Source organism: Marinobacterium sp. YM272 (genome assembly GCF_050908845.1).
In the GTDB taxonomy this organism is placed as follows: domain Bacteria; phylum Pseudomonadota; class Gammaproteobacteria; order Pseudomonadales; family Balneatricaceae; genus Marinobacterium_D.
In genome coordinates this window covers 3,510,319-3,536,848 of the sequence record NZ_CP194171.1, presented here as the reverse complement: position 1 = coordinate 3,536,848, position 26,530 = coordinate 3,510,319, and the positions used below count along the sequence as shown (strand labels likewise).

The following is a 26,530-nucleotide window of genomic DNA, read 5'->3' as shown; positions in this document are numbered from 1 at the left end:
AATTTCTGACCTCAGCGTGACGGCGCAGGGTCCAGTAGCCGGCGCCAGGCAAGTCTTCGCCGTCGGCGCCGGTGCGTGTCTGGGTCAGATCCGCTGCAGAAGCTCAAGCTTCTTGGCGTTGAACTCCTCGTCGGTGATGGCGCCGGCATCGCGCAAGCGGGCAAGCTTCTCGATCAGGCCGATGATATCGTCGGTTGAGGCATTGTTGGACAGATCCGGCATAGCACTCTGGGTATCAGGTTGCTGCGGTTGAGGTTGCGGCTGCGATTGTTGCGGCTGGGGTGGCTGTGGCGGCGCGGCAAAGTTGGTCTGCGGCGCTTGGGCCTGGCCCGGACCTGAAATCAGCGGCAGACTGCTGACCGCCAAGGTGCCGAACTGACTGCTGAAGGTCAGCGAGTCACCGCCGCCCTGCTGCTGGCTGACTCCACCGATATTGTGATTAAGGGTGTCGTAGATCGATACCTGTCCATTGGTCTCCACCGCAAGCCGGTTGGGGAAGATCGCATAGCGGACGTTGTTCTGCGCGCCGCTGCTGAACGGGCTGCCCAGCTCCGCCGGCCACCAGTTCTGGCTTGACCTGCTGCCATGCGGCACCGGGGGGAAAATCTGCGTGTTGGCCAGGGCCGCCGAGAGTTCGCCGCAGAGGTTGTCAACGGTCATCTTCAGGCCGTGGTTGAACATGTCGCCGACCATGGTCATGCCACCTTGCATCCACTGTCCCGAACCGCCCAGCTCCGGACAGTTGAATTGCGCCATGGTGCCGCCGCCGTTGTTGACCGCGACCAGCATATGCACAACGGCATCCTGGCTGAGGTTGTAGCGATAGGCGAGATCGTTGACCAGATTCTGGCCCGCTTGGGTCAATTGCTGCATGGGTTGTTTTCAGCTCCGCGCTGTATGCTTGGTGGCGATGTTGGAGGTGCTATGGGTGTGCTGCCGGGGTAGATCCGGTAAGTGCGTGAGGATATCACTGCGCCGATGACGCTCCCGTGACGGTCGAGCCACCCAGGGGGCGCCTGGTTAAATCTCGCCCTCCACGATCAGTGTACAGGAACCAGCGTGCGCATACACTTGAATCAGTCATTCCGGGGATCAGGGGCGGGGTTAGTGGACGAACGCATTTAGAGCGGTCTGCGAAATGACACAGCGCTCTGCTGATTTGCCACTAGAATTAGAGACAAGCAACTAACGGCACCAATGACTTGGCACTATAGAGGCGTGGGATATTGGGCTCGGCCTGCTGAAGAGTGCGGCATATAACGCCTGATGCGTGAGTACCTAAAGCCGCTTACCGAGGGTGTCGCCACCGCAATAACCGACAGGAGCCAGCGTTGGCTGATAGTAATAAGCGAACAGACAGAAGTACCTGGGCTATCGGCGGGGGCGTAATTCTCGGCCTGGGCGTGGGACTTGTCTTTCTTCAGCAATCCGCGCTGGCCTTTGTTGGCTGCCTGCTGGGTGGACTTGGACTGGGCCTGATGGTGACGGCGATCATCTCAAGCCGTAGTGGCGGTGAGTCATAGCTGCAGTGTGCGGCAAGATCACTTTCGTGGGGCGGATACTTGCAGGAGGGTATGCGGTGAGACTGGTCATACTGCTAATCGCTGTATTGTTAGTCGGTCTGCTTGTTTACAAGCAAATAAGTCCTCGTGCAGTTCAGCAATCTGAAGAGATTAAAGAGCTTTCAAGCTCAGGTGCCCCTCAAGTGCCGACAAACCCTGAAGACGTTAAAGAGTTCCGTACCCAGATCAACGAGTACATCAACGAAGAGGCGGAAAAAAGAGCGGCCGCACTTGAAAAAGCCACGGCTCAGTAAGGGAAAGTTTCAGGTCTTTGCCGCTTTCTTGGCCGCTTTTTCTATTCACCCGGCAGCAGTCGTCGGTCTCAGTGTATGGCACGGGTGTCCGCTCTGAATCTGGCCAGCAGTCCAGTTATGCATCCAGGCAGTTCTTACTCCGGCTGCTTATCCTGCTGCAGTCGCCACATCTCTGCATAGCGCCCGTTCAAACTCAGCAGCTGCTGATGCGTGCCGCGTTCAATAATTTCTCCGCTATCCATCACCAGAATCTGGTCGGCGTCGATAACGGTTGAAAGCCGGTGGGCGATCACCAGGCTGGTGTGGTTCTTCGCCAGCTTGTTCAGCGCCGCAAGAATCGCCTGCTCCGTGCCGCTGTCCAGGGCCGAGGTGGCTTCGTCGAATAGCAGAATCGGCGGTTTTTTCAGGATCACCCGGGCGATGGCGATGCGCTGTTTCTCGCCGCCGGAAACCTTCAATCCGCGCTCGCCAACCCGCGTCTGCCGTCCTTCCGGCAATGCGGCGATAAAGCGATCCAGGTTGGCCAGGTGTATCGCCGCGTTGATCTCTTCCGCTTCAGCCTCCGGACGACCATAGGCAACGTTGCTGAAAATGCTGTCGTTGAACAGCACGGTATCCTGAGGCACGACACCGATCGCCTGGCGCAGGCTCAGCTGGGTGACGCTGTTTATGGGCTGGCCGTCAATCAGAATGTCGCCGCTATCGAGATCGTAAAAACGGAACAGCAGCCGTGCCAGGGTGGATTTGCCCGATCCACTGGGGCCGACAATGGCGACTTTCTGGCCGGGTTCAACGCGAAAACTCAGGTCCCGGATGATGGGGCGTTCAGCATGATAAGCGAAGTTCACCTGGCGAAACTCGATCGCGCCTTCGGTGACGCGGAGCGGTTTGGCGTCGGCCGGATCTGACACGCTGGGTGTTTTCTTCAGCAGCGCGAACATGTTCTCTATATCGGTCAGTGCCCGGCGCACTTCACGGTACACCATGCCGAGAAAGTTCAGCGGCAGAAACAGCTGCAGTATGTAGGCGTTGATCATCACCAGCGAGCCCAGCGTCATGTCATCGTTGACCACATCACTGGCGGCCAGCCAGAGCAGCAGCACCATGCCGGTAGCGATAATCAGTGCCTGGCCGCTGTTCAGCAGCATCAGGGTGATGCGGGTTTTCAGGCGGGCGGACTCCCAGCGCGCCAGGTTGTCGTCATACTGCTGTGCCTCGTAGGCCTCGTTATTGAAGTATTTTACGGTTTCGTAATTGAGCAGGCTGTCGATGGCGCGGGTGTTGGTTTCCGAGTCGAGCTGGTTCATCTCGCGCACGAAACGGTTACGCCATTCGGTGGTAATGATGGTGAAGTAGATGTAGATACCGACACAGACCAGGATGATCAGCGCATACCAGGCGCTGAAGTTGATCAGCAGGATACCGGCCACCAGGGCCAGTTCGATCAGCGTGGGTACGATATTGAACACCAGCATGCGCATCAGAAAGCCGAAGCCGTTGCCGCCCCGGTCGATATCGCGCGAGATGCCGCCGGTCTGGCGGGACAGGTGAAACTCCAGCTCCAGCGCATGCAGGTGCCGGAACACTTTGAGTACCATGCGACGCATGGCGCGCTCGGTAATACGGCTGAACACCGCGTCCCGCGCTTCGCTGAAAAACACCGAGCCGAACCTGAGCAGGCCGTAAAAGGCGAGCATCAACAGCGGCACGAAGATGATCTGGTGTTGAGTGCGGTCGAGGCTATCGACGATATGCTTCAACGCCCAGGGCATGGTCACTGTGGCGACCTTGGCCAGAACGAGCAGGACAAAGGCTACGCCCATGCGGGCACGAAACTCCCACAGGTAGGGCCAGATGGTTTTGAACACATCCCAGGCCTCGTTAAGGCCGGCCGGCTCTTTGGCGGGGGAGAGATGATGATGACTGCGGCGCGAGCCTCGCGACATGAATCTTACCTACCCTTTAACGTCCGGGGATGAGTTCGGGCCAGGCCCGAAACGCTTATTTTTGCAGTTTCTGCAGTTTCTGCAGTTTCTGCAGTTGTTCGTAGAGTTTTCTTTCTTCATCGCTCGGGTGTTCAGGTACATGCAGTGTCAGGCGCAGGTTCAGGTCACCACGACCGTAGCCGCCAAACTTGACCAGTCCCTTGCCTCTCAACCGCAGCACTTCGTCGGCCTGGGTGCCGGGCGGGATTTTGACATCCACCTGGCCATCCAGGGTTTCGACGCGGATTTTGCTGCCGAGCACCGCATCGGGTATCGCCAGCTTCACGTTGTGCCAGAGATCGGCTCCCCGGCGCACAAAACGTGGATCCGCGGCGGTGCGCACGATGACGTAAAGGTCGCCGGGTTCGCCACCTGCCTCGTCACTGGGCAGGCCATGTCCGGGAATACGTAGCGCCATGCCTTCGTCGGCACCCGGTGGAATGGTGACCTTGAGTTTGTCGTCTTTCTGGATACGCCCACTACCGGCGCAGCTGGGGCAGGGGTGGTCGATAAATTTGCCCTGGCCGTGGCATACAGGGCAGGTGGTGATCTGCTGTACCTGGACCCTTCCCTGGTCTTTCTTCTGCTGGCGGATCTGAACCTGACGGCCGCTGCCGCCGCAGGCTTCACAAGTGCGCGCAGAGGTCCCGGCCCTGGCGCCACTGCCGTTGCAGTCCGGGCACTGCAGCGGGCGCTGGAAATGGACGATCTCTTCGCTGCCGCGGTTGATCTTTTCCAGCGGGACGGTCACCTGAACCTGCAGATCGCGCCCCCGGCTGGGGCGTGCAGCTTGGCCGTGATGTCGGAACAGATCGCCGAACATTCCGCCGCCCAGACTGCCCAGGCCTCCGAGTCCGCCAAAATCGACGCCGGAGTCGCCAAAGATCTCTGACAGGTCGATACCGGAGAACAGGTCTTCCGCGGAAAAGCCCTCGACGCCGGCAAAACCGTGGGCGTCATACTCGGCGCGCTTGTGCGGATCGGAAAGAATGGCGTAGGCCTCGGCGATCTGCTTGAACTTCTCTTCCGCCTCCGGCGCCTTGTTGCGGTCGGGATGATATTTCATCGCCAGCTTGCGAAAGGCGCTCTTGATCGCCTTGGTATCAGCGTCCCGGGGTACGCCAAGTACCTCGTAGTAGTCCTGTTGCGGTCCGGCCATGGATGCCTGTTCTCCCTGCCAGCGGGTCTGTTTCAGAGTATAGATACACTTTTCGGCTTGCTGCTGCCGACAGGCGGCAAAGGGGGAAGGAAGTGATAGGGTGGCGTTAGGAGGTTTAGTGAGAGAAGGCTGCCTTGGTTGGGGAAGGGATCTACAGCAGCCACGTTATCCTTCAGAACGAGTTCGGCCATCTCCATTATATATCTCCCAACTGATCGTCCACTGACGCTCCGTAACAATCTAAGCCCGGCTTTCAATCAGCCGGGTTTTTTGTGTCGATAGCATCTATCTTTAACTATCAGTGCATAACCGGACCGGGTATATCTTTGTGCTCAAGAATGGGGCTTGCTGCCTCAGAAAAGTGCATCTTTCCTGCCCCGGTCAGGTTGTCCTTTGAGGCTGGCCGCCTTTGAATGGGGCGAATCGGCCGAACTCCCCGGCTGCGTAAAACTGGTCTGCTTGTTGCATTTGTTTCATGGTCTATATTTATGAATCATTAGTAACATCGCTGAGGCGAAGAGAGCGCTAATAATGACTATGACTCAGTCAACGGTTAACACCAGTTCAACCGAGATGGATCTGCACAACGACTCGCTGGCGCCCGTGCCCAAGGAGCAGCGCACCTGGGGACGCTTCGAGATCTTTAATATCTGGGCCAACGATATACAGAGCCTGTTTGGCTACTCCCTGGTAGCCTCGCTGTTTATCTCTTACGGCGTTACCGGCTGGACCGCTTTTGCCGCACTGATTACAGCAGGCCTGCTGGTGATGGTGCTGGTCAATATCTCGGGTAAGCCCGGTGTCGATCATGGTATTCCCTATCCGGTGCTGGCCCGTGCGAGCATGGGTGTTGGCGGCGCGCGGCTGCCGGCGATTCTAAGGGCAACGGTGGCGGTGTTCTGGTACGGCGCCCAGACCTATTTTGCCTCCACGGCGCTGGAGTTGCTGCTGGTTACTCTGACCGGTGCCGACAGTGGCGGCGAGACATTTCTGGGGCTGACCAGCCTTGGCTGGATCTCTTTCCTGTTGGTGTGGGCGTTCCAGATCGCCATCTTCTCTCATGGCATGAACTGGGTCGGCACCTTCCTGAACGTGGCGGGACCGTTCGTCTATGCGGTGATGATCGGCCTGCTGGTGGTGCTCTGGCAGAAATCGGATGGCCAGCTCTGGGAGGCGGCGCAGACCATCTTCGCGCCGGAAAACCCCACATTCAGCAGTGAAGTGGCCGGCTTCGTGGCAATCGTAGGTACCATGGTGGCTTACTTCGCGGCGGTGATGATCAACTTCAGTGACTTCTCGCGTTATTCGAAAGACACCAAATCGATGGTGCAGGGCAACCTGGCCGGCTTGCCGCTCAATATGGTGCTTTTCTCTGCGCTGGCGCTGCTGATCACCGCAGGGGCAGCGGTTATCTACGGTGAGAAGATCGTCAATCCGACCGACATCGTTGAAAAGGCGGACAGCACCATCCTGTCGATTGTCGCGGCGATTACCTTCTTTGCCGCCACTGTCGGTATCAACCTGGTGGCCAACTTCATTCCGGCGGTGAACGGTATTGCCAATATGGCGCCGAGAAAGCTCGACTTTAAACGGGCCGGCTGGATCACTTCCCTGTTTGCGCTGGTGATCGGCGGTCTCTGGGTGAGCTTTATCAGCGAGGTCGGTATCAGCGGCTTTGTAAACACCCTGGGTGCAACCCTGGCGCCGCTGTACGGCATCATGATCGTGGATTACTACTGGGTTAAAAAGCAGCGCCTGAAAGTGGCGGAGCTCTACAGCAACGATCCGGATGGTGCCTACTATTATGCCAAGGGCTGGAACCGCACCGCTCTGATCGCCTTTGCCATCGGTGCCGTGTTCTCCGTGGCGACCGTATGGGTTGCGGCGCTTAGCGACCTGTCCGGTTACGCCTGGCTGCTCGGTGCTCTGCTGGGTGGTGTTATCTACCGTGTGCTGTCACCGAAAGCGGTCTAACCGCTGATTTCAAGCTTGAATCTGGCACCCGGGTTACAGACCGGGTGCCAGTGGCGGGGCTGTTGGTTTCGTCACCGGGGCGCGTTGAGCGCTCTGCTCCCTCCTGAGTCTCCCCCGTATAACTGATATATCCCATTGCTCGCTCGGGGCTTATCCGGCGTCGGGTCATTCCCTCTGGTCCTTTCCATCCTGGCCCATGTTTGCGCCGGCTTAATAGTGCTGATTAAAGAGCGGTTCTCTGACAGCTGTGTTCACGTGCGCTATACCGTCAGTGGGGGTATCCATTATGAAGTACTCGATTCAACTGTTTCTGCTGGCAAGCGCGCTGGCTTTGACGCTGTCTCAGGCCAGGGCCGAGAAAACGGTGCTGGCGGGGGGCTGTTTCTGGTGTATGGAAGCTGATTTCGAGAAGCTCGACGGTGTCACTGATGTCGTCTCCGGGTTCACGGGCGGTGAGCTGGAAGATCCGACCTATCGAGGTAATCATCAAGGTCATCTGGAGGCGGTCGAGATCAGCTATGACCCGAAGCAGGTGAGCTATGCCCAGCTGCTGGAGCATTTCTGGGTCAATATCGATCCTTTCGATGAGGGCGGTCAGTTCTGTGACCGGGGACCAAGCTACCGCAGTGCCATATTCGTAGCGACTGATCAGGAGCGGGAGATCGCGGAGCAGTCCAGGGCCGAGGTGGAGGCGCTGTTTCCCGGCAGGGAGATTGTCACTCCCATCCGCGCTGCTTCCCGGTTCTGGCCCATCAAGGGCGATGAAAGCTACCACCAGGACTATTACAAGAAATCTCCACTGCGCTACAAATTCTACCGCTGGAACTGTGACCGTGATGCACGGCTTGAGGAGATCTGGGGAGACAAGGAGCTAAATTGACCCAGGATCAGCTGCTGATTGTTTTCATCCTGCTGGCGACCATGCTGATGTTTATCTGGGGCCGCTGGCGTCACGATATGGTGGCCGGTGGCGCACTGCTTGCCTGCGTGCTGAGCGGTCTGATCGCGGCTGAGGATGCCTTTCTCGGTTTCGCCCATCCAGCCGTCGTGACGGTGGCCTGTGTGCTGGTGCTCAGCCGGGCGCTGCAATACTCGGGGGCGGTCGATGTGCTCGCGCGGCATGCGTTGCCGAAGAACGCGAATATAACTTTCAGCCTGATTGCGCTGACCGGACTCGGCGCGTTGCTGTCCGGTTTCATGAACAACGTCGGCGCCATGGCACTGCTAATGCCGGTGGCAATGCAGCTGTCGAGCCGGCTGGAGCTCACCCCGGGGCAGGTCCTGATGCCGCTGGCATTTGGCACCATTCTGGGCGGTCTGACGACGCTCATCGGTACCCCGCCCAACCTGATAGTGTCCGGCTTTCGCAGCGAAAGCCTCGGCAGCGGCTTTGCCATGTTCGACTTCACGCTGGTGGGGCTGCCGGTGGCGCTGCTCTGTGTGCTGTTTACCGCGCTGTTGGCCTGGCGCCTGGTGCCGGCACGAAAGCAGCCGGGGCGTGAGGGATTCGAAACCGGCGCCTATGTGACCGAAGCGCGGGTCAACGAAGACAGCAAGGCTGCCGGGATGCGGCTGGGGGAGATCGAGAACGCGCTGGAGCAGGCGGAGGCGCAGATCATCGGCCTGGTGCGTAACGAAGTCAGGTTGAATGTTCCGTCGTCCGGACGGCTTATCAAGGCTGGTGACATCCTGGTGATCGAAGCCGAGGTTGAGGCACTGGGAGAGGTGCTCGGAAGTCTCGGGCTGGCGCTGGAGGAGGCGGAACCCCCGGAGAGTGAAAAGCCGGAGGATGATTCGGCCGGCAAAAAGTCCTCTGTCGATAAAAAGACAGAGGCTGACAAGGATAGCGCCCGCAATGGCGGTGAGGGGATGATCATGATGGAGCTGGTGGTGCGTCCAGAATCCCGGCTGCAGGGGCGCTCCGCCAAGGATATTCAGCTGCGCGAGCGCTACGGCCTGAATCTGTTGGCCATATCCCGCGAAGGGTCGCGCATGAAGGTGCGTCTGCGCACGCTTAAAATACGTCCCGGCGATCTGTTGCTGATGCAGGGGGCGGAGGCCGCGCTGGCTGATTTTGCCGCCGACAACAGCTGTGTACCCCTGGCGGAGCGCGAGCTGCGTATTCCGGATAATGGCAAGGCGCTGGCGGCGTCTCTGGTCATGCTGGCGGCTGTGCTCGCTGCTGCGTCGTCATTGCTGCCCACGGCGATCGCGTTCGGGGCGGGAGTGCTGGCGACGATGGCGCTGCGCACGCTGCCGCTGCGCTCGGTGTATGACGCCATCGACTGGCCGGTGATTGTGCTGCTGGGGGCGCTGATGCCGGTGGCCGGTGTGATGGAGGAGACGGGCACCGCGGCGCTGATCGCACGGTTGCTGCTCGAGCATCTGGCCCAGGGGAGTGGGGCGGTGGCGCTCGGCCTGATCCTGACCCTGACGATGCTGGTTTCCTGCGTCGTTAACAATGCGGCGACCGCAGCGGCGATGTGCCCGATCGCTCTGGGTACTGCCGCTACGCTGGGCGCCAGTAATGATGCGTTTCTGATGGCGGTGGCGATCGGCGCGTCCTGTGCGTTCCTGACACCGATCGGCCATCAGAACAACACGCTGATCCTCGGCCCCGGTGGCTTCCACTTCAGTGACTACTGGCGTCTCGGGCTACCAGTTTCGCTGCTGGTGCTGGTGGTCAGTATCCCGCTGCTGCTATGGGTATGGCCGTTATAAACAGGGGGGCGCTCTCCATCTTGGAGGTGACGTCTGCCAACGGATCAGTGGATTCTGCGATAAACCCAGGCGGTGATGCCATCAGATAGCTGGATCTCGACACGCTCGTAGCGGATGCCCAGGCGCTCGTAGCGATCCAGGCGCTTCAGCTCATCGGCACTTACACGGAGTATTTCTCCACTGACCTTATTGCCAGGGTCCGCTTCCAGATCGAGCCCGGTTTTACGATATCCCGCCAGTGAAGCCGGTTGGGTTTCAGGATCCCGTCCGATCACCAGCCAACGAACCAGGGGATGTCTCAATGTGCCGTAAACAAAGACGTCGTGCGTTCGAGTCGGATCTATGGCTAAAAGACCGGGCGGCGGGTTATAGCCCCAGGGGCTGAGCAGGGTGAGCCAGAGGTAGGCGGGAACAATAATGCTCATGGCGGCTACAGCGAGCAGCAGAAAACGCAGTGTCTTTTTAACCATGGCAGCAGTTTCTCAGATAGGAACGGGCTGTGCCAGGTTTAGGGCTGGAGGGGAGGGGCTGTATCAGGGCTGGAACAGAGCCTGAGCACAAGGTTTATTCTCGGGTGATTAGACCTTTGGCTTATTGCTGAAAGCCTGAAACGGGTAGCGGCGATATTTAATAAATGAAATGCACATAAGAAAAGTAGAAAAGGCCCGCCGCTTGACCAATTACGGACAATTAAATCTGCGCTAAGTTTTATCAATGTACAAAGATTACACTATTTGTATATCCCGGGTTTCGGCCCTCTGGGATATTACTGTTGAAACATACAACGATAATAACGAGGGCCAAACTCAGATGATGATTCGTAATAAGCTTGCACTGGCGGTCATGGTCGCCGGTATCTCCGCTCAGGCGTCCGCAGTGGACCTGGGTGAATACAACGGTACTTCTTTCAGCATCGGCGGTTACGTCAAGGCTGAAGGTATTTTCACTGATCCGGATAATGATGATAGCTCTTTTGAGGGTAGTGTTCGTCAGTCCCGTGTGAACTTCTCTGCAGCACGCGAAGTAGAAGGTCATAAGGTCCGTGGCTTTATCGAAGGCGACTTCTGGGATAACAACACGCAAGATGACGGATCTTACGCGCTGCGTCTGCGTCATGCTTACGTAAATGTTGATAACGTTACCCTTGGTCAGACCTGGAATGGTCAGTTCTTCGCCAACGCGCCATTCGACGTAGAGATGATCAACTTCTTCGGTCTGGGTATCGGTACCATTGCCGGTAACGGTGCGGTAATCCGCCCTGACCTGGTGATGCATTACGCCAACAAGGGCTTCCGCCTGACCCTGCAGGATCCTGTAAACACCGATGCTGATGTGCCTGATATGGTTGGTGCGTACACCTACCGTACGCAGAGCGGTCACGCATTTAACGTCGCTTTGACCGGTCGTGAAGTTGATACTCGGGATGGTGATTCTGAATTTGGTGTTGCATTCTCCGCGGCAGCTAAATTCAAGTTCGGCGACAGCGCCCTGGCGCTGAGTGGTTATACCGGTGAAGGTAACAACGTCTACTCCGGTTGGGGTTACCTCGGTGCAACCGGTGGCTCTGGTGTTGCAGACGTCAACCTGGCAACAGGGGACCTGGTGAAGACTACCGGTTTCTCCGCGGGTATCAGCCACAAGTTTACGCCGAAGCTGCGCGGTAGCCTGCGCTACGGCCAGGTTAAAGCTGATGAAGTTGCAGCGTCTATGACTGAAGATACTCTGAAGCTCACCACAGTGAACCTGATCTATACTTACCTGCCGAACCTGGATATCGGTATTGAATTCCGCGATCAGAATGCCGGTAACCGTCCGCCGTCTTGTGGTAGCCCCTCAGCTGGCGCGGTTTGCTCGGACAGCAGTTCCCTGCGTCCGGCTGGTCAGCAGGTTGAAGTTATGGCGATGTACAAGTTCTAATTTAACTTAGAACATTTAAAAAACCCGGGACCCCTTCCCCGGGTTTTTTTATGTCTGAAATCTGGCAGTCAACGGCAGATCTGTCCAAATAGCTCCCATACCTGGTTGCCTCCTAACGGACTGATTTCCCGTAGGAGCGACGACCCCGTCGCGATAGCCCACCGTGGTTTTGAATCACTCTGTGTCTGCTCCAATCGGCGCTGGGGTACGCACCCAAAGGGCATAAAAACCTCGTGCCGATTGAAGCTAGAGTAGCGGTGATTCAGAGCCTCGGCGGTTGATCGCGACGGGGTCGTCGCTACTACTGTTACTTATGCAGGAGGTATGGAGGGGAAGATAAAAAAGGGGGGGGCCATTCCTTGGCCCTGATGAAAAATCAGTGGCTCTGCCGACGCAGGGTTTCGGAGGGCAGTTCGCCAATATGGTCGCGATACTGGGCGGAGAAGCGGCCCAGGTTGGTGAAGCCGTATTTCAGCGCCACTTCGGTGACGTTACGGATGTTGCGATCATCGCCGCTAAGCTCGGTGTAGATGGTTTCAAGCTTCAACTGGCGGATATAGGTGGACGGGGTTTGTCCGGTCTCTTTTTCAAACAGGTTGTACAGGGACTTACGACTGATGCGGCAAAGCTCTACCAGATCGCCTATGGCGATATCCTCGGTCAGATGATCAAGCACGTAGTTGCGGATCTGGGCGATATGCCGGTGCTCGGACGGGTTCACCCGGTCATTGAGGCAGATGCCGCTTTCGTGGCTCTGCAGAATGCCGTGGCAGAGCAGTTTGGCGTAATAAAGCTGAGCGCGTTCGCTGGTATCAGCGCTGTCGAACTCCAGAATATCACGTAGCAGGTGGCGCAGCGGTCCTTCGTTGAGAACATTGACCCCCTGAGGGATAAAACGGATAGGTCCGCCGGCGGTGAAGTAGCCGAATTCACGGGCTGACTGGTGCAGAAAGTCCAGTGGGATACGCACGCTGAGCTGGATGCAGTGACTGGAGTAGGCCAGGGAGTAGTCCGTGCCCGGCGTCAGCATGATCGAATCCCCAGCCTGCATCGGCAGGCTGGTGCCATCAGATATGCAACGGCCTTCGCCGGAAAGAACGATCTGCAGATGGTAGGCGTCATCCAGCGAGGGGATGCGTACTTCCATGGCATTGCCGCTGGAGTATTCAGCGATCTGCAGCGGCCCGAATGCTTTGTATCTCAGGCTGGAAGTGTTTGAGCAACCCTTGTCCCGCTGAATTAAACGGTGATCGGCAAAGCTTTTATTTTTGAGAAAGTTGGATATTTCGAACGCGGAAACACCCATAATTTCCTGATCAAAGCGCGATAAGGAAAATGTCATTTCTCACCTCTTAATTATTATTGTGAGATGAATCTTTAATTAGATGAAAGCCTGGTTGTTAAATGTACTGTATAAAAGTTTAACGCTGTAACATTTTTTTAAACAGATCCCAGGCCATTCATTTTGCTGCCCAAGCTATCACATATTCGGATAGTTGGGGCCGCCCGCACCCTCGGGTACCACCCAGGTGATGTTCTGCGCCGGGTCCTTGATGTCACAGGTTTTGCAGTGCACGCAGTTCTGCGAGTTGATCTGGAAGCGCGGGCCTGACTCCTCCTCTATCACCTCATACACGCCCGCCGGGCAGTAGCGCTGCGCCGGTTCCGCGTAGGTGGGCAGGTTCTGGCTGATCGGGATAGCGGCGTCTTTCAGTTTCAGGTGACAGGGCTGATCCTCTTCATGGTTGGTGTTGGAGATAAACACCGAGGAGAGCTTGTCGAAGCTGAGCTTGCCATCCGGCTTGGGGTAGTCGATCTTGGTGCACTGGTCCGCCGGTTTCATCTGGGCATAGTCCGGCTTGTCATCGTGCAGGGTGATCGGCAGTTTGCCACCAAAGATATTCTGGTCGACAAAGTTGAACGCACCGCCGAGGATCGGGCCGAACTTGTGCATCGCCGGGCCAAAGTTACGGGAACGGAACAGCTCGTCGTAGGCCCAGCTGTCTTTGAACTTGGCGCTGAAGCTGCCGAGTTCTTTGCCGCCTTCATCGCCGGCCGTGATCGCCTCGAACACCGCTTCGGCCGCCAGCATGCCGGATTTCATCGCGGTATGGGTGCCCTTTATCTTGCTGAAGTTCAGGGTGCCGGCGTTACAGCCGATCAGCAGGCCGCCCGGGAAGCACATCTTCGGCAGGGCGTTAAAACCGCCCTTGGTGATGGCGCGGGCACCGTAGGCCACGCGGTTGCCGCCTTCCAGATGTTCGGCCAGCACCGGGTGATGCTTGAGGCGCTGGAACTCGTCGAACGGGCTCAACCAGGGGTTGGTGTAATTGAGATCGACGATCAGGCCGACCACCGCCTGGTTGTTTTCCAGGTGGTAGAGGAAGAAGCCTCCGGTTGTATCACCTTCAAGCGGCCAACCTGAGCCATGCACCACCAGACCCGGCTGGTGCTTGGCGGGATCGATATCCCAGAGTTCCTTGATACCGATACCGTAATGCTGGGCATCGGCCTCATTATCGAGTTTGAACTGCTCGATCAGCTGCTTGCCGAGATGACCACGGCAGCCTTCGGCAAACAGGGTGTACTTGGCGTGCAGCTCCATCCCTTCCATGTAGTTCGGGCCCTGCTCGCCTTCGGCGGTGATGCCCATATCGCCGGTGGCGATACCTTTAACGGAACCATCGTCGTTCAACAGGATTTCAGCGGCGGCAAAGCCCGGGAAGATCTCCACGCCCAGGCCTTCCGCCTGTTCGGCCAGCCAGCGGCAGACGTTGCCAAGGCTGACCACGTAGTTGTTAAGACCATGCCCGGTGTTGTGCATGGTCTTGGGAATCAGCGCGTTGGGCAGCTTTTTCGCTGCCGTATCGCTTTTGAGCAGATAAAGCTCATCGGAGGTCACCGGCGTATTCAGCGGTGCGTCCATGTTTTTCCAATCCGGGAAGAGTTCATCCATGGCGCGGGATTCGATGACAGCGCCGGAGAGAATATGGGCACCCACCTCGGAGCCTTTCTCTACGACACAGACGGTAAGCTCCTGTTCCGCTTCCTGAGCCTGCTGCATCAGGCGGCAGGCGGCAGAGAGCCCGGCAGGGCCGGCACCGACGATAACTACATCAAATTCCATGGATTCGCGCATGTGAAAACCTCGTTCACGGATAGGTAGGGCGCGTGATTCCGGCGGGCTATTCAATCAGGCTCTTCAGCCGGGGAAGGCCGCCCGCCGGTCACGTCTGTTGTTATGGTGTGTTTTTGGTGAATCTTGTTTCTTAAAACGTGTTTTACAGTTTGGCTTCCAGCTCCGGCAGGATCTCAAACAGATCACCTACCAGACCGTAATCGGCCACCTGGAAGATCGGCGCTTCCTCATCCTTGTTGATCGCCACGATCACCTTGGACTCTTTCATGCCGGCCAGGTGCTGGATCGCACCGGAGATACCCACGGCGATGTACAGCTCAGGGGCAACGATCTTGCCGGTCTGACCGACCTGCAGATCGTTGCTGACAAAGCCGGCATCCACCGCGGCACGAGAGGCACCGATGGCGGCGCCGAGCTTGTCGGCCACTTTTTCCAGTAGGGCGAAGTTTTCACCGTTGCCCATACCGCGACCACCAGAGATCACCACGCCTGCGGCCGCCAGATCCGGACGGTCGGATTTGACCATCTCTTCGCTGACAAAGCTGGAGGTACCGGCATCGCAGGCGGTGCCCACGGCTTCAACGCCGGCACTGCCACCTTCGGCGGCGGCCTTGTCGAATGCCGAGGTACGTACGGTGATCACCTTGACCGCGTCCTGGGACTGCACGGTGGCGATAGCGTTACCGGCGTAGATCGGACGCTTGAAGGTATCGGCAGACTCAACGGCGATAATCTCGCTGAGCTGGCCCACGTCGAGCAGGGCAGCGACGCGCGGCATAGTGTCTTTGCTGGTGCTGCTGGCCGCTGCAACGATGTGGCTGTAGCCGGAGGCCAGTTCCACGATCAGGGCGCTGAGGTTTTCCGCCAGGCCTTTCTCGTAAGCGGCGTTATCGGCCAGCAGGACCTTGGATACACCTGCAACCTTGGCGGCTTCATCGGCCACGGCCTGGCAGCCGTTGCCTGCCACCAGAAGGGTAATGTCGCCACCGATCTGACTGGCGGCGGTGACTGCACTCAGGGTCGCCGGGTTGAGTGCGCTGTTGTCGTGTTCAGCAATCAGTAAAATGCTCATCCCAGCCTCCTTAAATGACCTTGGCTTCGTTCTTCAGCTTATCGATCAGCGCATCCACGCTGTCCACCTTGATACCCGCTTCACGCTGGGCCGGTGTTTCCACCTTCAGCTGAGAGATATGCTGCTTGAGCTCGACACCCAGGTCCGCCGGGGTCTTCACATCCAGCGGCTTGCGCTTGGCTTTCATGATGTCCGGCAGCTTGGCGTAGCGCGGCTCGTTGAGGCGCAGGTCGGTGGTGACGATGGCCGGCAGGTCCAGGGAAACGGTACGCAGACCGCCATCCACTTCGCGGGTCACCTGAGCCTTATCGCCGTTGATTTTCACTTCAGAGGCGAAGGTACCCTGGGGACGACCGGTCAGGGCTGCCAGCATCTGGCCCACCTGGTTGTTGTCGGAATCGATGGACTGCTTGCCGAGGATCACAAGGCCCGGCTCTTCCGCTTCAACCACCTTGGCCAGTAGCTTGGCCACGTTCAGCGGCTCGGGCAAGTCATCGGTCTCAACCTGGATGGCACGGTCGGCACCCAGGGCCATGGCGGTACGCAGCTGTTCCTGTACCGCTTTCGGGCCGATGGAAACCACGATGACCTCGGAGGCCACACCGGCCTCTTTCAGGCGGATCGCTTCTTCAACCGCGATCTCGCAGAACGGGTTGAGTGCCATTTTGACGTTGGCCAGATCCACGTCGGAGTTATCGGCCTTGACGCGTACCTTGACGTTGTAGTCGATGACGCGTTTTACGCTAACGAGTATTTTCATTGTCTAGGTCCTTCCGGAATCCTGATCTGTTCTTTCATTATCAGCGCTGGTCAGCAGGGCGACCACCTCAGCGGGGATCGCCTTTGGTCTAATCCTGTCGCCCGTTTGAGTCACCCAGACCCGTTTTTCGTGGCACAGGATCGCCAGTTGTCCGTCGCTCTTCAGTAGCCGGTGTTCGATGCTGAAACTGGTTGTTCCAACCTCGCACACCCTTGTTTCTATGCTGACCGTTTCGCCATACCGCGATGGGATCTTGAAATCCGCATCGGTGTTAACCATGGGAAAGCCGAGAATGTCGTGACGCCTGCGCAGTTCAAACTTGTCGAGCCCCGCCACCTTGAACAGGTTTGCGGTGGAGGCATCGAAAAACTCAAAGTAGCGCGGGTAAAACACAATCCCGGCGGGGTCGCAGTGACCCCATTCAATTGTCAGTTCACGCTTTGCCGTTAACATTCAGCGTACTCCCTGCCGGTACAGGATTACCTGCTGAGGATCATAACCTCGTCGGAAGGCTGCTCGCTGTAAAGGTCTTTGACCAGCGCATCGCGGTTTTTCAGTACCGCACGCTGGTTGATAGAGCCCTTGTCGGTGACCTCGTTGAGGTCGATCGACGGTGCTTCCTCCAGCAGGCGCAGGCGGCGGATGCAGGTAGAGCTGCCGGTGGCGGTCTGCGCCATCTCGTTCAGCAGGCGCTGGAAGGTTTCGCGCACACGCGGTGAGCGCAGTACTTCCAGGTCGGACAGCTTGTCGCCGTCATGGATCAGCTTGCGGCAATGACCAATATCGGCGAACACCATGGCGGAGACGTAATCGCGGTCATGACCGGCGATCACCACATCCTGAATGTACGGAGCGAAGAAGTGGATGATATGCGCACGCAGGGTGCCGACGCTGACCCAGGTGCCTGTATCCAGCTTGAAGTCTTCCGATACACGGCCGTCGAAACGGAAACCACGGCTGGGTTTTTCCGGGTCGATATATTTCACCGCATCGCCGAGGCAATAGAAGCCTTCCTCGTCGAACGCCTTGGCGGTCTGTTCTTCCGCACGCCAGTAACCAGGGGTCACGGACGGAGCGCGAACACGGGCTTCCAGCTTGTCGCCGTTGGGAATCAGCTTGATCTCAACGCCCGGCAGCGGGGTACCGATTACACCGGATGCGCACTCTTCGATGGAAGCGAACAGCGCCGCGGGTGCGGTTTCGGTGGCGCCAAGGCCTGTTATCATCGGTACTTTCTTGCCGGTGTGCTCGATTGCCAGCTCGTCGATCGCATCCCAGATATGCTGGGACAGACCGGCCGCCGCGAAATGCATCATCTCCAGACGGGAGAAGAATTTCTTCGCCACTTCCGGGTTGGCGCGCAGCTCCTTGACCAGCAGCTCGTAACCCTTGGGTACGTTGAAGTACACGGTGGGTGCCACGTCGGTGAGGTTCTTCAGCGAGATATGGAACGCCTTAGGTGTCGGCTTGCCCTGGTCGATGTAGAGGCTGCCGCCGTTGTAAAGAGCGATGCCGATGTTGTGGTTACCGCCGAAGGTGTGGTTCCACGGCAGCCAGTCGACCAGAACCGGCGGCTCGTCACGCAGGAACGCCATGATGGCGCTCATCATCACCTGGTTCGAGCAGATCATGCGCTGGGTGTTGATGACCGCCTTCGGCATGCCGGTGGAGCCGGAGGTGAACATGAACTTGGCGATGGTATCGCCATTGACGGCATCGCGGGCCGCATCGGCAGCGGCGGAGGCCGGCGTGTTCAGCAGTTCAGAGAACAGGGTTACCGGATTTTTCAGGCCATCTTCAGCATGTTCGCTGGAGACTGCAACCAGCGGTACGTCCGCCGGCAGTACGGCATCGATGGCATCGCGGTAGGGACCCAGATTATCGGCAAACACCAGGCCCGGAGTCAGCAGATCGACGACATGGCGCAGTTTGCCGAAGTCGGTGGAGATCAGTGAGTAGGCGGTGGAGATCGGCGAGTAGGGCACGCCGATATACATGGAAGCCAGGGCCAGCAGCAGGTGTTCGGTACTGTTGCCCGAGAGGCACACCACCGGACGATCTGCGCTGAGGTTCTGTTCATTCAGCCAGCTGGCGACGGCGCGAACCCGAGCCAGGGTCTCGCGGTAGCTGAGCTTTTCCCATTCGTCCTCTTCGTTGCGCTGGGCAATGAAGACTGCGTCGGGGGTTTTCTCCGCCCAGTATTCCAGGCGGTCGGTCAGTCGTACTGCGTAATCTTCCAGGGGGTGAGGGCAGCGAACAACCTGCTCTCCGTTGTCGCGATACTCTACTTCAACCCCAAAGTCGTTCACATTCACCGGATGAAAGTCGGCTAGCATAGTTGCATCTCCCTCTCCGGCCGTTTTTTCTAGTTATCACGACCGGAGGTTTAAGAATTTTGTTGTTGTAATCTTGCTGTCGGCTACCGCTTAGAGATCGAAGCGGTAGCGACCCACACCCTGGTGCGCCTGGTTGAACGTCTTCAGGCCAGCTTCGATGTTGGGGACCGAATAGCTGAAGTAGAACTCTGCCAGAGCAACCAGGTTGGTGTGGTAATCCGGGTCTTCGCCCGCTGCGGCCTTGGCTTCTGCGGCCAGCGCGATATCTGCCAGCTGCCAGGCGCAGCACAGGGTGCCCAGCGCATCCATAAAGGCAACACCACCGGCGTTTAACTGCAGCTGGTCAGCATTTTCCCTGTCAGTAATCTGATCAAGTGCTGAACGCATCTGTGTGCAGGCGTTGTTCAGCTGGGCTGCCAGTGAAGCGATCGCTTCGTTCTCGCTCAGGCGCGTGGCAACGGCCTCGATCTCATCCAGCAGGGCGGTGAGCGCGGCGCCTTTGTCGGCCTGGACCTTGCGGAACACCAGGTCGCGAGCCTGGATGCCGGTGGTGCCTTCGTAGATGGTGGTCACCCGGGCATCGCGCATCAGCTGTGCCACGCCGGTTTCCTCAACGAATCCCATACCGCCGAAAATCTGAATGGTGGTACCGGCCATCAGGTTGGCGCGCTCGGTGGCGCAGCCCTTGAATACCGGTGTCAGCAGGGCGATACGTGCTTTCAGTGCCTGGCTTTCGTCAGCGTCGCACTGCTCGGATTTATCGATCAGTGCCGCCAGCAGGTAACCCAGCGAACGCAGCCCCATCACCTCAGCGCGGATCGACAGCAGCATGCGTGCCACATCCGGGTGCTTGGCGATTGCAACGCGCTCGCCGGACTGGTAGTCAGCGCCCTGGGTACGTTCGTGGGCGTATTCCAGCGCGCGCTGGAAGCCCATCTCGCCCAGTGCCACACCCTGCATACCGCAGCTCAGGCGGGCTTCGTTCATCAGGATGAACATAGCCATCAGACCACGGTTTTCCTCGCCGATCAGCTCGCCGTAGCAGGCGTCGTTTTCGCCGTAGCTCATGGAGCAGGTGGGGCTGCCGTGCAGGCCGGTTTTGTGTTCGATGCCGGTGCAGACCACATCGTTGGCCTCGCCAAGGGTGCCGTCACTGTTGATGCGGTGCTTAGGCACGGCGAACAGGGAAATTCCGCGGCTGCCGGCAGGAGCGTCAGGTGTACGAGCCAGTACCAGGTGAACGATATTCTCGGCCAGATCGTGTTCACCGTAGGTGATGTAGATCTTCTGTCCCTTGATCAGATATTGACCATCATCCTGCGGGATCGCCTTGGTGGTCAGGGCACCCAGGTCAGAACCGGCGTTGGGCTCGGTCAGTGCCATTGCGATGGTCCACTGACCGGTGATGATCGGCTCCAGGTAGCGCGCTTTCTGCTCGTCGCTGCCGAAGTGCAGCAGGATCTCGCTGCCACCCTGGGCCAGTGCCTGGAACATGACGAAGGCCAGGTTGGCAGACAGCCACATTTCATTGACCGGCTGCGCGATGAACTTGGGCAGGGACTGGCCGCCGAAATCCGCCGGCAGTGCCAGACCCATCCAGCCTGATTCGCTGAACTGCTGGAACGCTTCCTTCCAGCCGTCCGGCGTGATCACCTTGCCATCTTCGAAACGACAGCCCTGGGTGTCTCCGACGCTGTTGAGCGGGGCGAGCTCGCCACCGGCAAACTTGCCGGCTTCGTCCAGAACCGCCGCGATCAGTTCGTCATCGAACTCGGCAAATTCAGGAAGATCACGAACGCCGGAGCGCTCCAGCGCGTGCTGGAGCAACAGCTGCATATCTTTCAGTGGTGCCTGATACAGACTCATGCTGAACTCCTCCGATGCTTACTTGGCGGCCATGCGGATGGCGCCGTCGAGGCGGATCACCTCTCCGTTGAGCATGCGGTTTTCGATGATGTGCTGTGCCAGAGACGCGAACTCGTCCGGATCGCCCAGGCGCTGCGGGAAGGGCACGGACTGGCCAAGAGACTGCTGCACCTCTTCCGGCAACACGTCCATCATCGGGGTCTTGAAGATACCCGGTGCAATGGTCAGTACGCGGATGCCAAAGCGGGCCAGTTCGCGGGCGATCGGCAGGGTCATGGCGCAGACGCCACCCTTGGAGGCGGAGTAGGCGGCCTGGCCGATCTGACCGTCGAAGGCGGCAACGGAGGCGGTGTTGATGATCACGCCACGTTCGTTGTCTTCACCCGGCTCGTTGCTCTGCATCTTGTCGGCAGCCAGACGGATCATGTTGAAGGTGCCCATCAGGTTGACACGCAGCGCACGCTCGAACGTGCTCAGGCGGTGCGGAGCTTCGCGACCGATGACGCGCTCGGCGCCCGGGATGCCGGCGCAGTTAACCAGGCCGTTGATCGGGCCGAAGGCTTCGACGGCGTTGTCCATGCAGCTCTGTGCGGAGGCTTCGTCGGAGATATCGGTGCGCTGGAAGCGAGCGCGCTCGCCCATGGACGCAGCGACCTTCTCACCGTTCTCCTCGTTGATATCTGCCAGGGTAACCTTGGCGCCAAGGGAGTGCAGACGGCGTGCTACCGCTTCGCCGATACCGGAGCTTGCGCCTGTTACGATAAAGTGGCGATCCTGAAAGTTCATGCTCGGTTCCTCTTTTTTATTCTGGCTAGGTTTTATGTTGCCGTGGGGCACGGTTATGACTTTTTGCGGTTAAGGAAAGAGTCGATGCGCTCTTTGACTTCGCCGCTGGTCTGGGTGATACCGGTGATCAGGGATTCGGTATACAGGCCATCGTCGGCGGACATGCTGTCGATGCGGGACAGGCCGGTTGCCATTGCCCAGTTGGAGTAGGCGGAGTTGGTGGCGATGGTCGCCGCCAGTTCTTTGGCTTTCTCCAGCGCGGTGCCTTTCTCGACCACGTAGTGGGCCAAGCCCAGACGCTCGCCTTCTTCAGCGCGAACGGTGCGGCCGGTCAGCATCATTTCGGTCATGCGGCTGGCACCGATGACACGGGCGACGTTTACGGATGCACCACCGCCGACGAAGATACCGTGACGGCCTTCCGGCAGGCGGTAGAAGGTGGTTTCGTCGGATACGCGGACGTGGGCGCAGATCGCCAGTTCCAGACCACCGCCGATTACGGCGCCGTGCATGGCGGCAACAACGGGGATGCCGGAGTTGCGGATGTAGCTGAACACGCGGTGCCACATGCGTGAGTGCTGTACCACTTCAAACGGCTCGCGCGCAGTGTGTTCGGACAGGTCCAGGCCAGAGCAGAATTCCGGGCCGTTGCCAGCGAACAGGATGACTTTCAGGCCCTCGGGCAGGTTACGGAACACATCTTCGATTTCGAGGCAAAGGGTGTCGTTGATGGCGTTCTTTTTCTCGGGACGGTTCAGTGTCAGGTAGCCAATGCTGTCTTCGACCGAGAATGTCAGGTGACGATAATCACTCATGTTGTTCTGCCTCTTTCTTGTTTTTCTGGTTGTGGCCCGGGCTGTCTGTTAGTGAGCACCCGACTAGCTCGAACCAGTCTTGTTTGTGTTGATAATAGTTGTAACTCACAACAAATGTTATTTCAAACAGTTTATGCAGCTATTTCGACTAAAGCATAGATCTGTGGCGCGAATTGGTGGGGCGGTGTAAACGATAAACGCCACAGATCGGCAGCGGGTCCGGTCTGTGGCGTGTTTTCAGCGGATGCTCGTGGTTATCAGCGGTCGCCGACGTGAATAACCACGGCCATACCCTGGTCACCACCGGCACAGCCGGTGAACAGGCCGTAGCCTCCGCCCTGGATCACCAGTTCCTCGATCATCTCGATGATGGCGCGCATGCCGGTCGGTCCCTGGGGATGACCCCAGATCATGGAGCAGCCGTAGTTGTTCATGTTCATCACATCGACACCGGTGGCCTTGGCGAAGGCCACGTCGTTCACAGCGAACGGGTTGTGGGTCTTGATCGCCTTGACCTGCTTCACATCGATGCCGGCCATCTTCAGCGCGTTGTTGGCCGCTCCGATCGGTGCTTCCGGCATGTGAGCCAGCTCGGTACGGGACTGGCCGAATCCGCAGACCTGGACGCGGATGCTGGCATCGGTGGCGTAGGCCTGGGCCTTGTCAGCAGTGGTCAGCACGACGGATGCGTTACCGTCTGCCGGGTGGGTCATGTTGCCGAAGGTGACGACGCCGCCTTCATTAACCGGACGCAGCTTGGCAAGACCTTCCGCTGTTGTCGGGAATACGCCTTCGTCACCGGTCAGTACCGCGGCTTCCTTGCGGAAGTTCGGCGTCGGTACGCTGAACGGCAGGGTCATGTAACGCTTCTGGAACGCCTGGTCATCCGCCAGCGCGTCCTGGTACTGCTCGTAGCGACGCAGGGCAACGGCATCCAGCTCTTCGCGGGTGATGGCGAATTTCTTCGCCACGTTTTCACCGGTCTGGATCATGGAGTGGCCGGCGATGGCGTCGTGTTGCATGTTGTAGGTGACCTGATCTTCCGACTGGCCGTAGCCGCCGGGGCCGCCCGGCGCCGGGTAGTAGATGTGGGCACCGTTGGAGCAGCGGTCAGCGGTCAGCAGCAGGGAGGTTTCTGCCATGCCCAGGGCAATTTCCGAGGCGCTGGCAAACAGGCCGCGAACGCCGGTGGCGCAGACCTGGCTCAGAATGTGGCCTGGGGTCTTGGTGGCGCCGATCTCGTACAGCGGCCAGGGCGCGCCGTAGAAAGACTGGTACTGGGCGTTGGTCATGCCCAGTACACCGGAATCAAAAGTGGTCGGGTCGATATTGCGTTTTTCCAGCTCGCTCTTGGCGACCCAGGCGGCGAATTTCATCGCGTGCAGGTGCTGCAGGCTACCCTGCCACTTGGTGAACGGGGTGGACCAATACGCGCCGTAGGGGATCTCAACGTTACTCAGAGACATCATTTCGCTCCTGTTATTTTTTATGTAGCGCTTATTCTGCGTCAGCCATGATCTGTTTCAGGCCACCCCAGGTTTCCTGGAACAGCTCGATCGGCATGGTTTTCAGGTCATCGGCGATCTGCGGACGGAAGTCCATGGCCGCCAGAACGTCTTTTTCCAGGTCCAGTCCTGGTGCGATCTCGGTCAGAGTGATACCGCCTTCGCGCAGTTCGAACACCGCACGCTCGGTGATATAGACCACCGGCTGCTCGTTCTGCAACGCGATATCGCCGCTGAAGGTGATCTGATCCACCGCCTCGACGAATTTTTTCGCCTTGCCTTCCTGGGTGATGCGGATGCCGTTGTCGCTGAATTCGAACTTGGCACCGGCGGTCAGGGTGCCGCAGAAGACAACCTTCTTGGCGCTCTGGGTGATGTTGATAAAGCCACCCGGACCCACGACTTTCGGGCCGAACTTGCTGACGTTCAGGTTGCCCTTGGCGTCTGCCTGGGCCAGACCCAGGAAGGCGATATCCAGGCCGCCGCCATCATAGAAATCGAACTGGGCGTGGTGCTCGATAATAGCGTCGGCATTCCAGGCTGCACCGAAGTCGCCGCCGGAGGCGGGGATGCCGCCATAGGTGCCAAGCTCGGTGGTCAGGGTGAACTGCTTCACCACGCCTTCTTCGGCAGCGACGGAGGCGACGCCATCGGGAACGCCAATACCCAGGTTGACCAGGGTGTCTGGGCGCAGCTCCATGGCGGCGCGACGGGCGATCAGCTTACGCTCGCTGAACGGCATCGGCGGGATCGCACCCAGGGGTACGCGGGTGTTACCGGCCAGGCCCGGGTTGTATTCGGTGGTGATGGTCTGCTTGTGGTTTTCCGGCTTGGCGACGACGACGTAGTCCACCAGTGCGCCCGGGATCTTCACGTCTTTCGGGTGCAGGCTGTGCGCTTCAGCCAGGTGTTTGACCTGGGCGATAACGATACCGCCGGTGTTGTGAGCGGCCTGAGCCATCGGCAGGGCTTCGCTGATCTGCGCTTCCTCTTCCACGGTCAGGTTGCCGTTCTCGTCGGCGGTGGTGGCGCGGATGATCGCTACGTTGACCGGGAAGCTCTTGTAGAGCAGCCACTCGTCACCTTCGATCTCGATCAGCTTCACCAGATCTTCGGTGCAGAGGTCGGTGACCTTGCCGCCCTGCAGGCGCGGGTCAACGTAGGTGCCCATGCCAACCTTGGTAATTACGCCCGGCTTGTGGCCGGCAATCTGGCGCCAGAGTGTGGCCAGCACGCCCTGGGGCAGCAGGTAGGCTTCGATCTTGTTGTCGGCAACCATCTGCGCCATTTTCGGTGCCTGGCCTGTGTGGCCGGAAACCAGACGTTTGACCAGTCCTTCGTGGGCGAGGTGCGCCATACCGGCTTCCTGGCCGTTGCCGCAGCCACAGTCATGAACGGGGGTGATGTTTTTCGGGGAGCCGGTGTCGACAAAGCGCTTCTCCAGCGCCTGTGCGATCTCTTCGGCGAAGTAGGACATGCCGATGGTGGTCCAGGCGACGGTGTCACCATCATTGATCAGGCCAGCAGCCTGGTCGGCGGTAATCAGTTTTTTCATCAACGAAACCTTTTTATTGTCAGGGTCGCCTCAGGGGCGGGCGCGGGTAGTGATCGTTCGTATGATGTAGTTTATAGCGCTAATTGTTTAAGTGCGCAACTATTGGAAAGTCTAATCTAATCTGTTCTTCGGATATGATTAGAAGATAGCCAAACGCACAAATTGATACTAATAATAGTTTGTGTCTCTAATTAATGTGCTTGTAACAGTACGCGAGGCAAAGGACCTGTTCCTAGCTTCTAAAAATAACAACAGTGACGGATCTTAAGTGAAAGCATCAGACAACCAGGCCTTGAAGGAAGGCGAGGTCGACTTCGGCATTCTCAACCAGCTTACCGGTTATTGGCTGCGCTGGGCCCAGCTCAACACCTACAAAAATATCCGCTGCGTGTTTTTCGATGAGTTCGATATCACCCCCGGCCTGTTCGGGGTGCTGGAAGTGGTCGGCTGTAATCCCGGGTTAACCCAGACGGCGGTGGCACGCGCCATCGGCAATGACCGTTCCGCCATGGTGGCTATCGTCGATAAGCTGGAGAAACGAGGGCTTATCGAGCGCAAGCCATCGGAAACCGATCGTCGTTCCAATGCTCTTTTTCTGACGTCTGCCGGCAAAGCGTTCCGCGACCGGGTGGCAGGGCGTGCCTGGGATCACAACGAACAGTTTTTCTCGATGTTGACGCCGGAAGAGCATCAGCAGTTTGTCAGCCTGCTCAAGCGTGTTGCGTTGGCGGAAGGCTAGACCTGCGACGGCCGCTACTTTCGATTTATAGAGATGGAGGTCAACTTCTCATAAGTTGGCAGCAGCGGCAGTTCAACTTTGCGCTAAAGGGCAGGTGAGCGGTTGGGCAGGTAAAAAATGGGGTGTCGCGTATTGAACTTTAGTCGGTGTCGGGCGACAGCCTCCCGCAGCAGGCTAAAGTGAGTGCGGAGGGGGTAACCTGGCGCAAACGCCGGTTTTATCTGAGGTTGCGGCCCCTGTTTGGATGCAGGTGCCGGTCAAAGGAGGAAAGGCCTATCGGAGAAGATTGATGGAATCAATAAAAATTGGATGGTTAATCTGTTGTCCGTATAAACAATTTATGTAATAACTATAACCAAGCAGGTGCTTGTGCCCGTCACAACGC

The 26,530-nt window shown here is 58.3% G+C and carries 22 protein-coding genes; 7 read left to right on the top strand and 15 right to left on the bottom strand.

The genetic code is table 11. The features are described 5' to 3' along the window. Window positions 1–84: 84 nt before the first annotated feature. Window positions 85–873 carry an SHOCT domain-containing protein gene (locus tag ACQUQP_RS15830; protein WP_432695997.1) on the bottom strand — a complete coding sequence of 263 codons (789 nt, stop codon included), beginning with the start codon at window positions 871–873 and terminating at the stop codon, window positions 85–87. A gap of 458 nt (window positions 874–1,331) precedes the next feature. Here ACQUQP_RS15830 and ACQUQP_RS15825 point away from each other — a divergent pair, with 458 nt between their 5' ends. Together ACQUQP_RS15825 and ACQUQP_RS15820 are read left to right on the top strand one after the other, a co-directional pair. Next, window positions 1,332–1,523 carry a hypothetical protein gene (locus tag ACQUQP_RS15825; protein ID WP_432695996.1) on the top strand — a complete coding sequence of 64 codons (192 nt, stop codon included), beginning with the start codon at window positions 1,332–1,334 and terminating at the stop codon, window positions 1,521–1,523. Window positions 1,524–1,579: 56 nt separating this feature from the next. Then, on the top strand, window positions 1,580–1,816 hold the full coding sequence (locus tag ACQUQP_RS15820; protein ID WP_432695995.1) for a hypothetical protein: 237 nt from the start codon (window positions 1,580–1,582) through the stop codon (window positions 1,814–1,816). 134 nt (window positions 1,817–1,950) lie between these two features. Here ACQUQP_RS15820 and ACQUQP_RS15815 read toward each other — a convergent pair whose 3' ends face one another. Further along, a complete protein-coding gene (locus ACQUQP_RS15815) occupies window positions 1,951–3,762 on the bottom strand; it encodes an ABCB family ABC transporter ATP-binding protein/permease (RefSeq protein ID WP_432695994.1) in 1,812 nt (603 codons plus the stop codon). Between the two features lie 55 nt (window positions 3,763–3,817). Continuing rightward, a complete protein-coding gene (locus tag ACQUQP_RS15810) occupies window positions 3,818–4,960 on the bottom strand; it encodes a DnaJ C-terminal domain-containing protein (protein WP_432695993.1) in 1,143 nt (380 codons plus the stop codon). A gap of 531 nt (window positions 4,961–5,491) precedes the next feature. Between ACQUQP_RS15810 and ACQUQP_RS15805 the strand changes: the two genes are divergently transcribed. From ACQUQP_RS15805 to ACQUQP_RS15795, 3 genes are all read left to right on the top strand, one after another. After that, entirely contained in the window at window positions 5,492–6,934 is a 1,443-nt protein-coding gene (locus ACQUQP_RS15805) for an NCS1 family nucleobase:cation symporter-1 (RefSeq protein WP_432695992.1), read from the top strand. A gap of 286 nt (window positions 6,935–7,220) precedes the next feature. Beyond that, window positions 7,221–7,814 carry a peptide-methionine (S)-S-oxide reductase MsrA gene (gene msrA, locus ACQUQP_RS15800; protein WP_432695991.1) on the top strand — a complete coding sequence of 198 codons (594 nt, stop codon included), beginning with the start codon at window positions 7,221–7,223 and terminating at the stop codon, window positions 7,812–7,814. Beyond that, a complete protein-coding gene (locus ACQUQP_RS15795) occupies window positions 7,811–9,655 on the top strand; it encodes an SLC13 family permease (protein ID WP_432695990.1) in 1,845 nt (614 codons plus the stop codon). The genes msrA and ACQUQP_RS15795 overlap by 4 nt, the downstream gene beginning before the upstream one ends. A gap of 44 nt (window positions 9,656–9,699) precedes the next feature. Here ACQUQP_RS15795 and ACQUQP_RS15790 read toward each other — a convergent pair whose 3' ends face one another. Next, a complete protein-coding gene (locus ACQUQP_RS15790; protein WP_432695989.1) occupies window positions 9,700–10,125 on the bottom strand; it encodes a gamma-glutamylcyclotransferase family protein in 426 nt (141 codons plus the stop codon). A 340-nt stretch (window positions 10,126–10,465) separates the two neighbouring features. On the opposite strand from ACQUQP_RS15790, the gene ACQUQP_RS15785 reads away from it, so the two are divergent. Next, a complete protein-coding gene (locus ACQUQP_RS15785; protein ID WP_432695988.1) occupies window positions 10,466–11,572 on the top strand; it encodes a hypothetical protein in 1,107 nt (368 codons plus the stop codon). A 376-nt stretch (window positions 11,573–11,948) separates the two neighbouring features. Here ACQUQP_RS15785 and ACQUQP_RS15780 read toward each other — a convergent pair whose 3' ends face one another. The 11 genes from ACQUQP_RS15780 to ACQUQP_RS15730 all read right to left on the bottom strand — a co-directional run bounded on the left by ACQUQP_RS15780 (window position 11,949) and on the right by ACQUQP_RS15730 (window position 25,406). Next, a complete protein-coding gene (locus tag ACQUQP_RS15780; protein ID WP_432695987.1) occupies window positions 11,949–12,914 on the bottom strand; it encodes an AraC family transcriptional regulator in 966 nt (321 codons plus the stop codon). A gap of 138 nt (window positions 12,915–13,052) precedes the next feature. Next, entirely contained in the window at window positions 13,053–14,711 is a 1,659-nt protein-coding gene (locus ACQUQP_RS15775) for an electron transfer flavoprotein-ubiquinone oxidoreductase (protein WP_432695986.1), read from the bottom strand. Between the two features lie 142 nt (window positions 14,712–14,853). Next, a complete protein-coding gene (locus tag ACQUQP_RS15770; RefSeq protein ID WP_432695985.1) occupies window positions 14,854–15,783 on the bottom strand; it encodes an electron transfer flavoprotein subunit alpha/FixB family protein in 930 nt (309 codons plus the stop codon). A 10-nt stretch (window positions 15,784–15,793) separates the two neighbouring features. After that, the gene (locus tag ACQUQP_RS15765) at window positions 15,794–16,543 is read right to left on the bottom strand and encodes an electron transfer flavoprotein subunit beta/FixA family protein (RefSeq protein WP_432695984.1); all 750 of its coding nucleotides are present in this window, start codon (window positions 16,541–16,543) and stop codon (window positions 15,794–15,796) included. Between the two features lie 3 nt (window positions 16,544–16,546). Continuing rightward, the gene (locus ACQUQP_RS15760; RefSeq protein ID WP_432695983.1) at window positions 16,547–16,996 is read right to left on the bottom strand and encodes an acyl-CoA thioesterase; all 450 of its coding nucleotides are present in this window, start codon (window positions 16,994–16,996) and stop codon (window positions 16,547–16,549) included. A gap of 26 nt (window positions 16,997–17,022) precedes the next feature. Then, window positions 17,023–18,879: a feruloyl-CoA synthase gene (locus ACQUQP_RS15755; protein WP_432695982.1), complete on the bottom strand. Its 1,857-nt coding sequence runs from the start codon at window positions 18,877–18,879 to the stop codon at window positions 17,023–17,025. Between the two features lie 90 nt (window positions 18,880–18,969). After that, the gene (locus tag ACQUQP_RS15750; RefSeq protein WP_432695981.1) at window positions 18,970–20,745 is read right to left on the bottom strand and encodes an acyl-CoA dehydrogenase; all 1,776 of its coding nucleotides are present in this window, start codon (window positions 20,743–20,745) and stop codon (window positions 18,970–18,972) included. 18 nt (window positions 20,746–20,763) lie between these two features. Further along, window positions 20,764–21,531 (bottom strand): 3-hydroxyacyl-CoA dehydrogenase, encoded by a 768-nt coding sequence (locus ACQUQP_RS15745; protein WP_432695980.1) that lies wholly within the window; start codon window positions 21,529–21,531, stop codon window positions 20,764–20,766. Between the two features lie 53 nt (window positions 21,532–21,584). Beyond that, window positions 21,585–22,346: a crotonase/enoyl-CoA hydratase family protein gene (locus tag ACQUQP_RS15740; RefSeq protein WP_432695979.1), complete on the bottom strand. Its 762-nt coding sequence runs from the start codon at window positions 22,344–22,346 to the stop codon at window positions 21,585–21,587. Window positions 22,347–22,603: 257 nt separating this feature from the next. Next, a complete protein-coding gene (locus ACQUQP_RS15735) occupies window positions 22,604–23,812 on the bottom strand; it encodes a thiolase family protein (RefSeq protein WP_432695978.1) in 1,209 nt (402 codons plus the stop codon). A gap of 31 nt (window positions 23,813–23,843) precedes the next feature. Next, window positions 23,844–25,406 carry an acyl CoA:acetate/3-ketoacid CoA transferase gene (locus tag ACQUQP_RS15730; RefSeq protein ID WP_432695977.1) on the bottom strand — a complete coding sequence of 521 codons (1,563 nt, stop codon included), beginning with the start codon at window positions 25,404–25,406 and terminating at the stop codon, window positions 23,844–23,846. A 268-nt stretch (window positions 25,407–25,674) separates the two neighbouring features. Here ACQUQP_RS15730 and ACQUQP_RS15725 point away from each other — a divergent pair, with 268 nt between their 5' ends. Then, the gene (locus ACQUQP_RS15725) at window positions 25,675–26,145 is read left to right on the top strand and encodes a MarR family winged helix-turn-helix transcriptional regulator (protein ID WP_432695976.1); all 471 of its coding nucleotides are present in this window, start codon (window positions 25,675–25,677) and stop codon (window positions 26,143–26,145) included. Window positions 26,146–26,530: the final 385 nt, after the last annotated feature.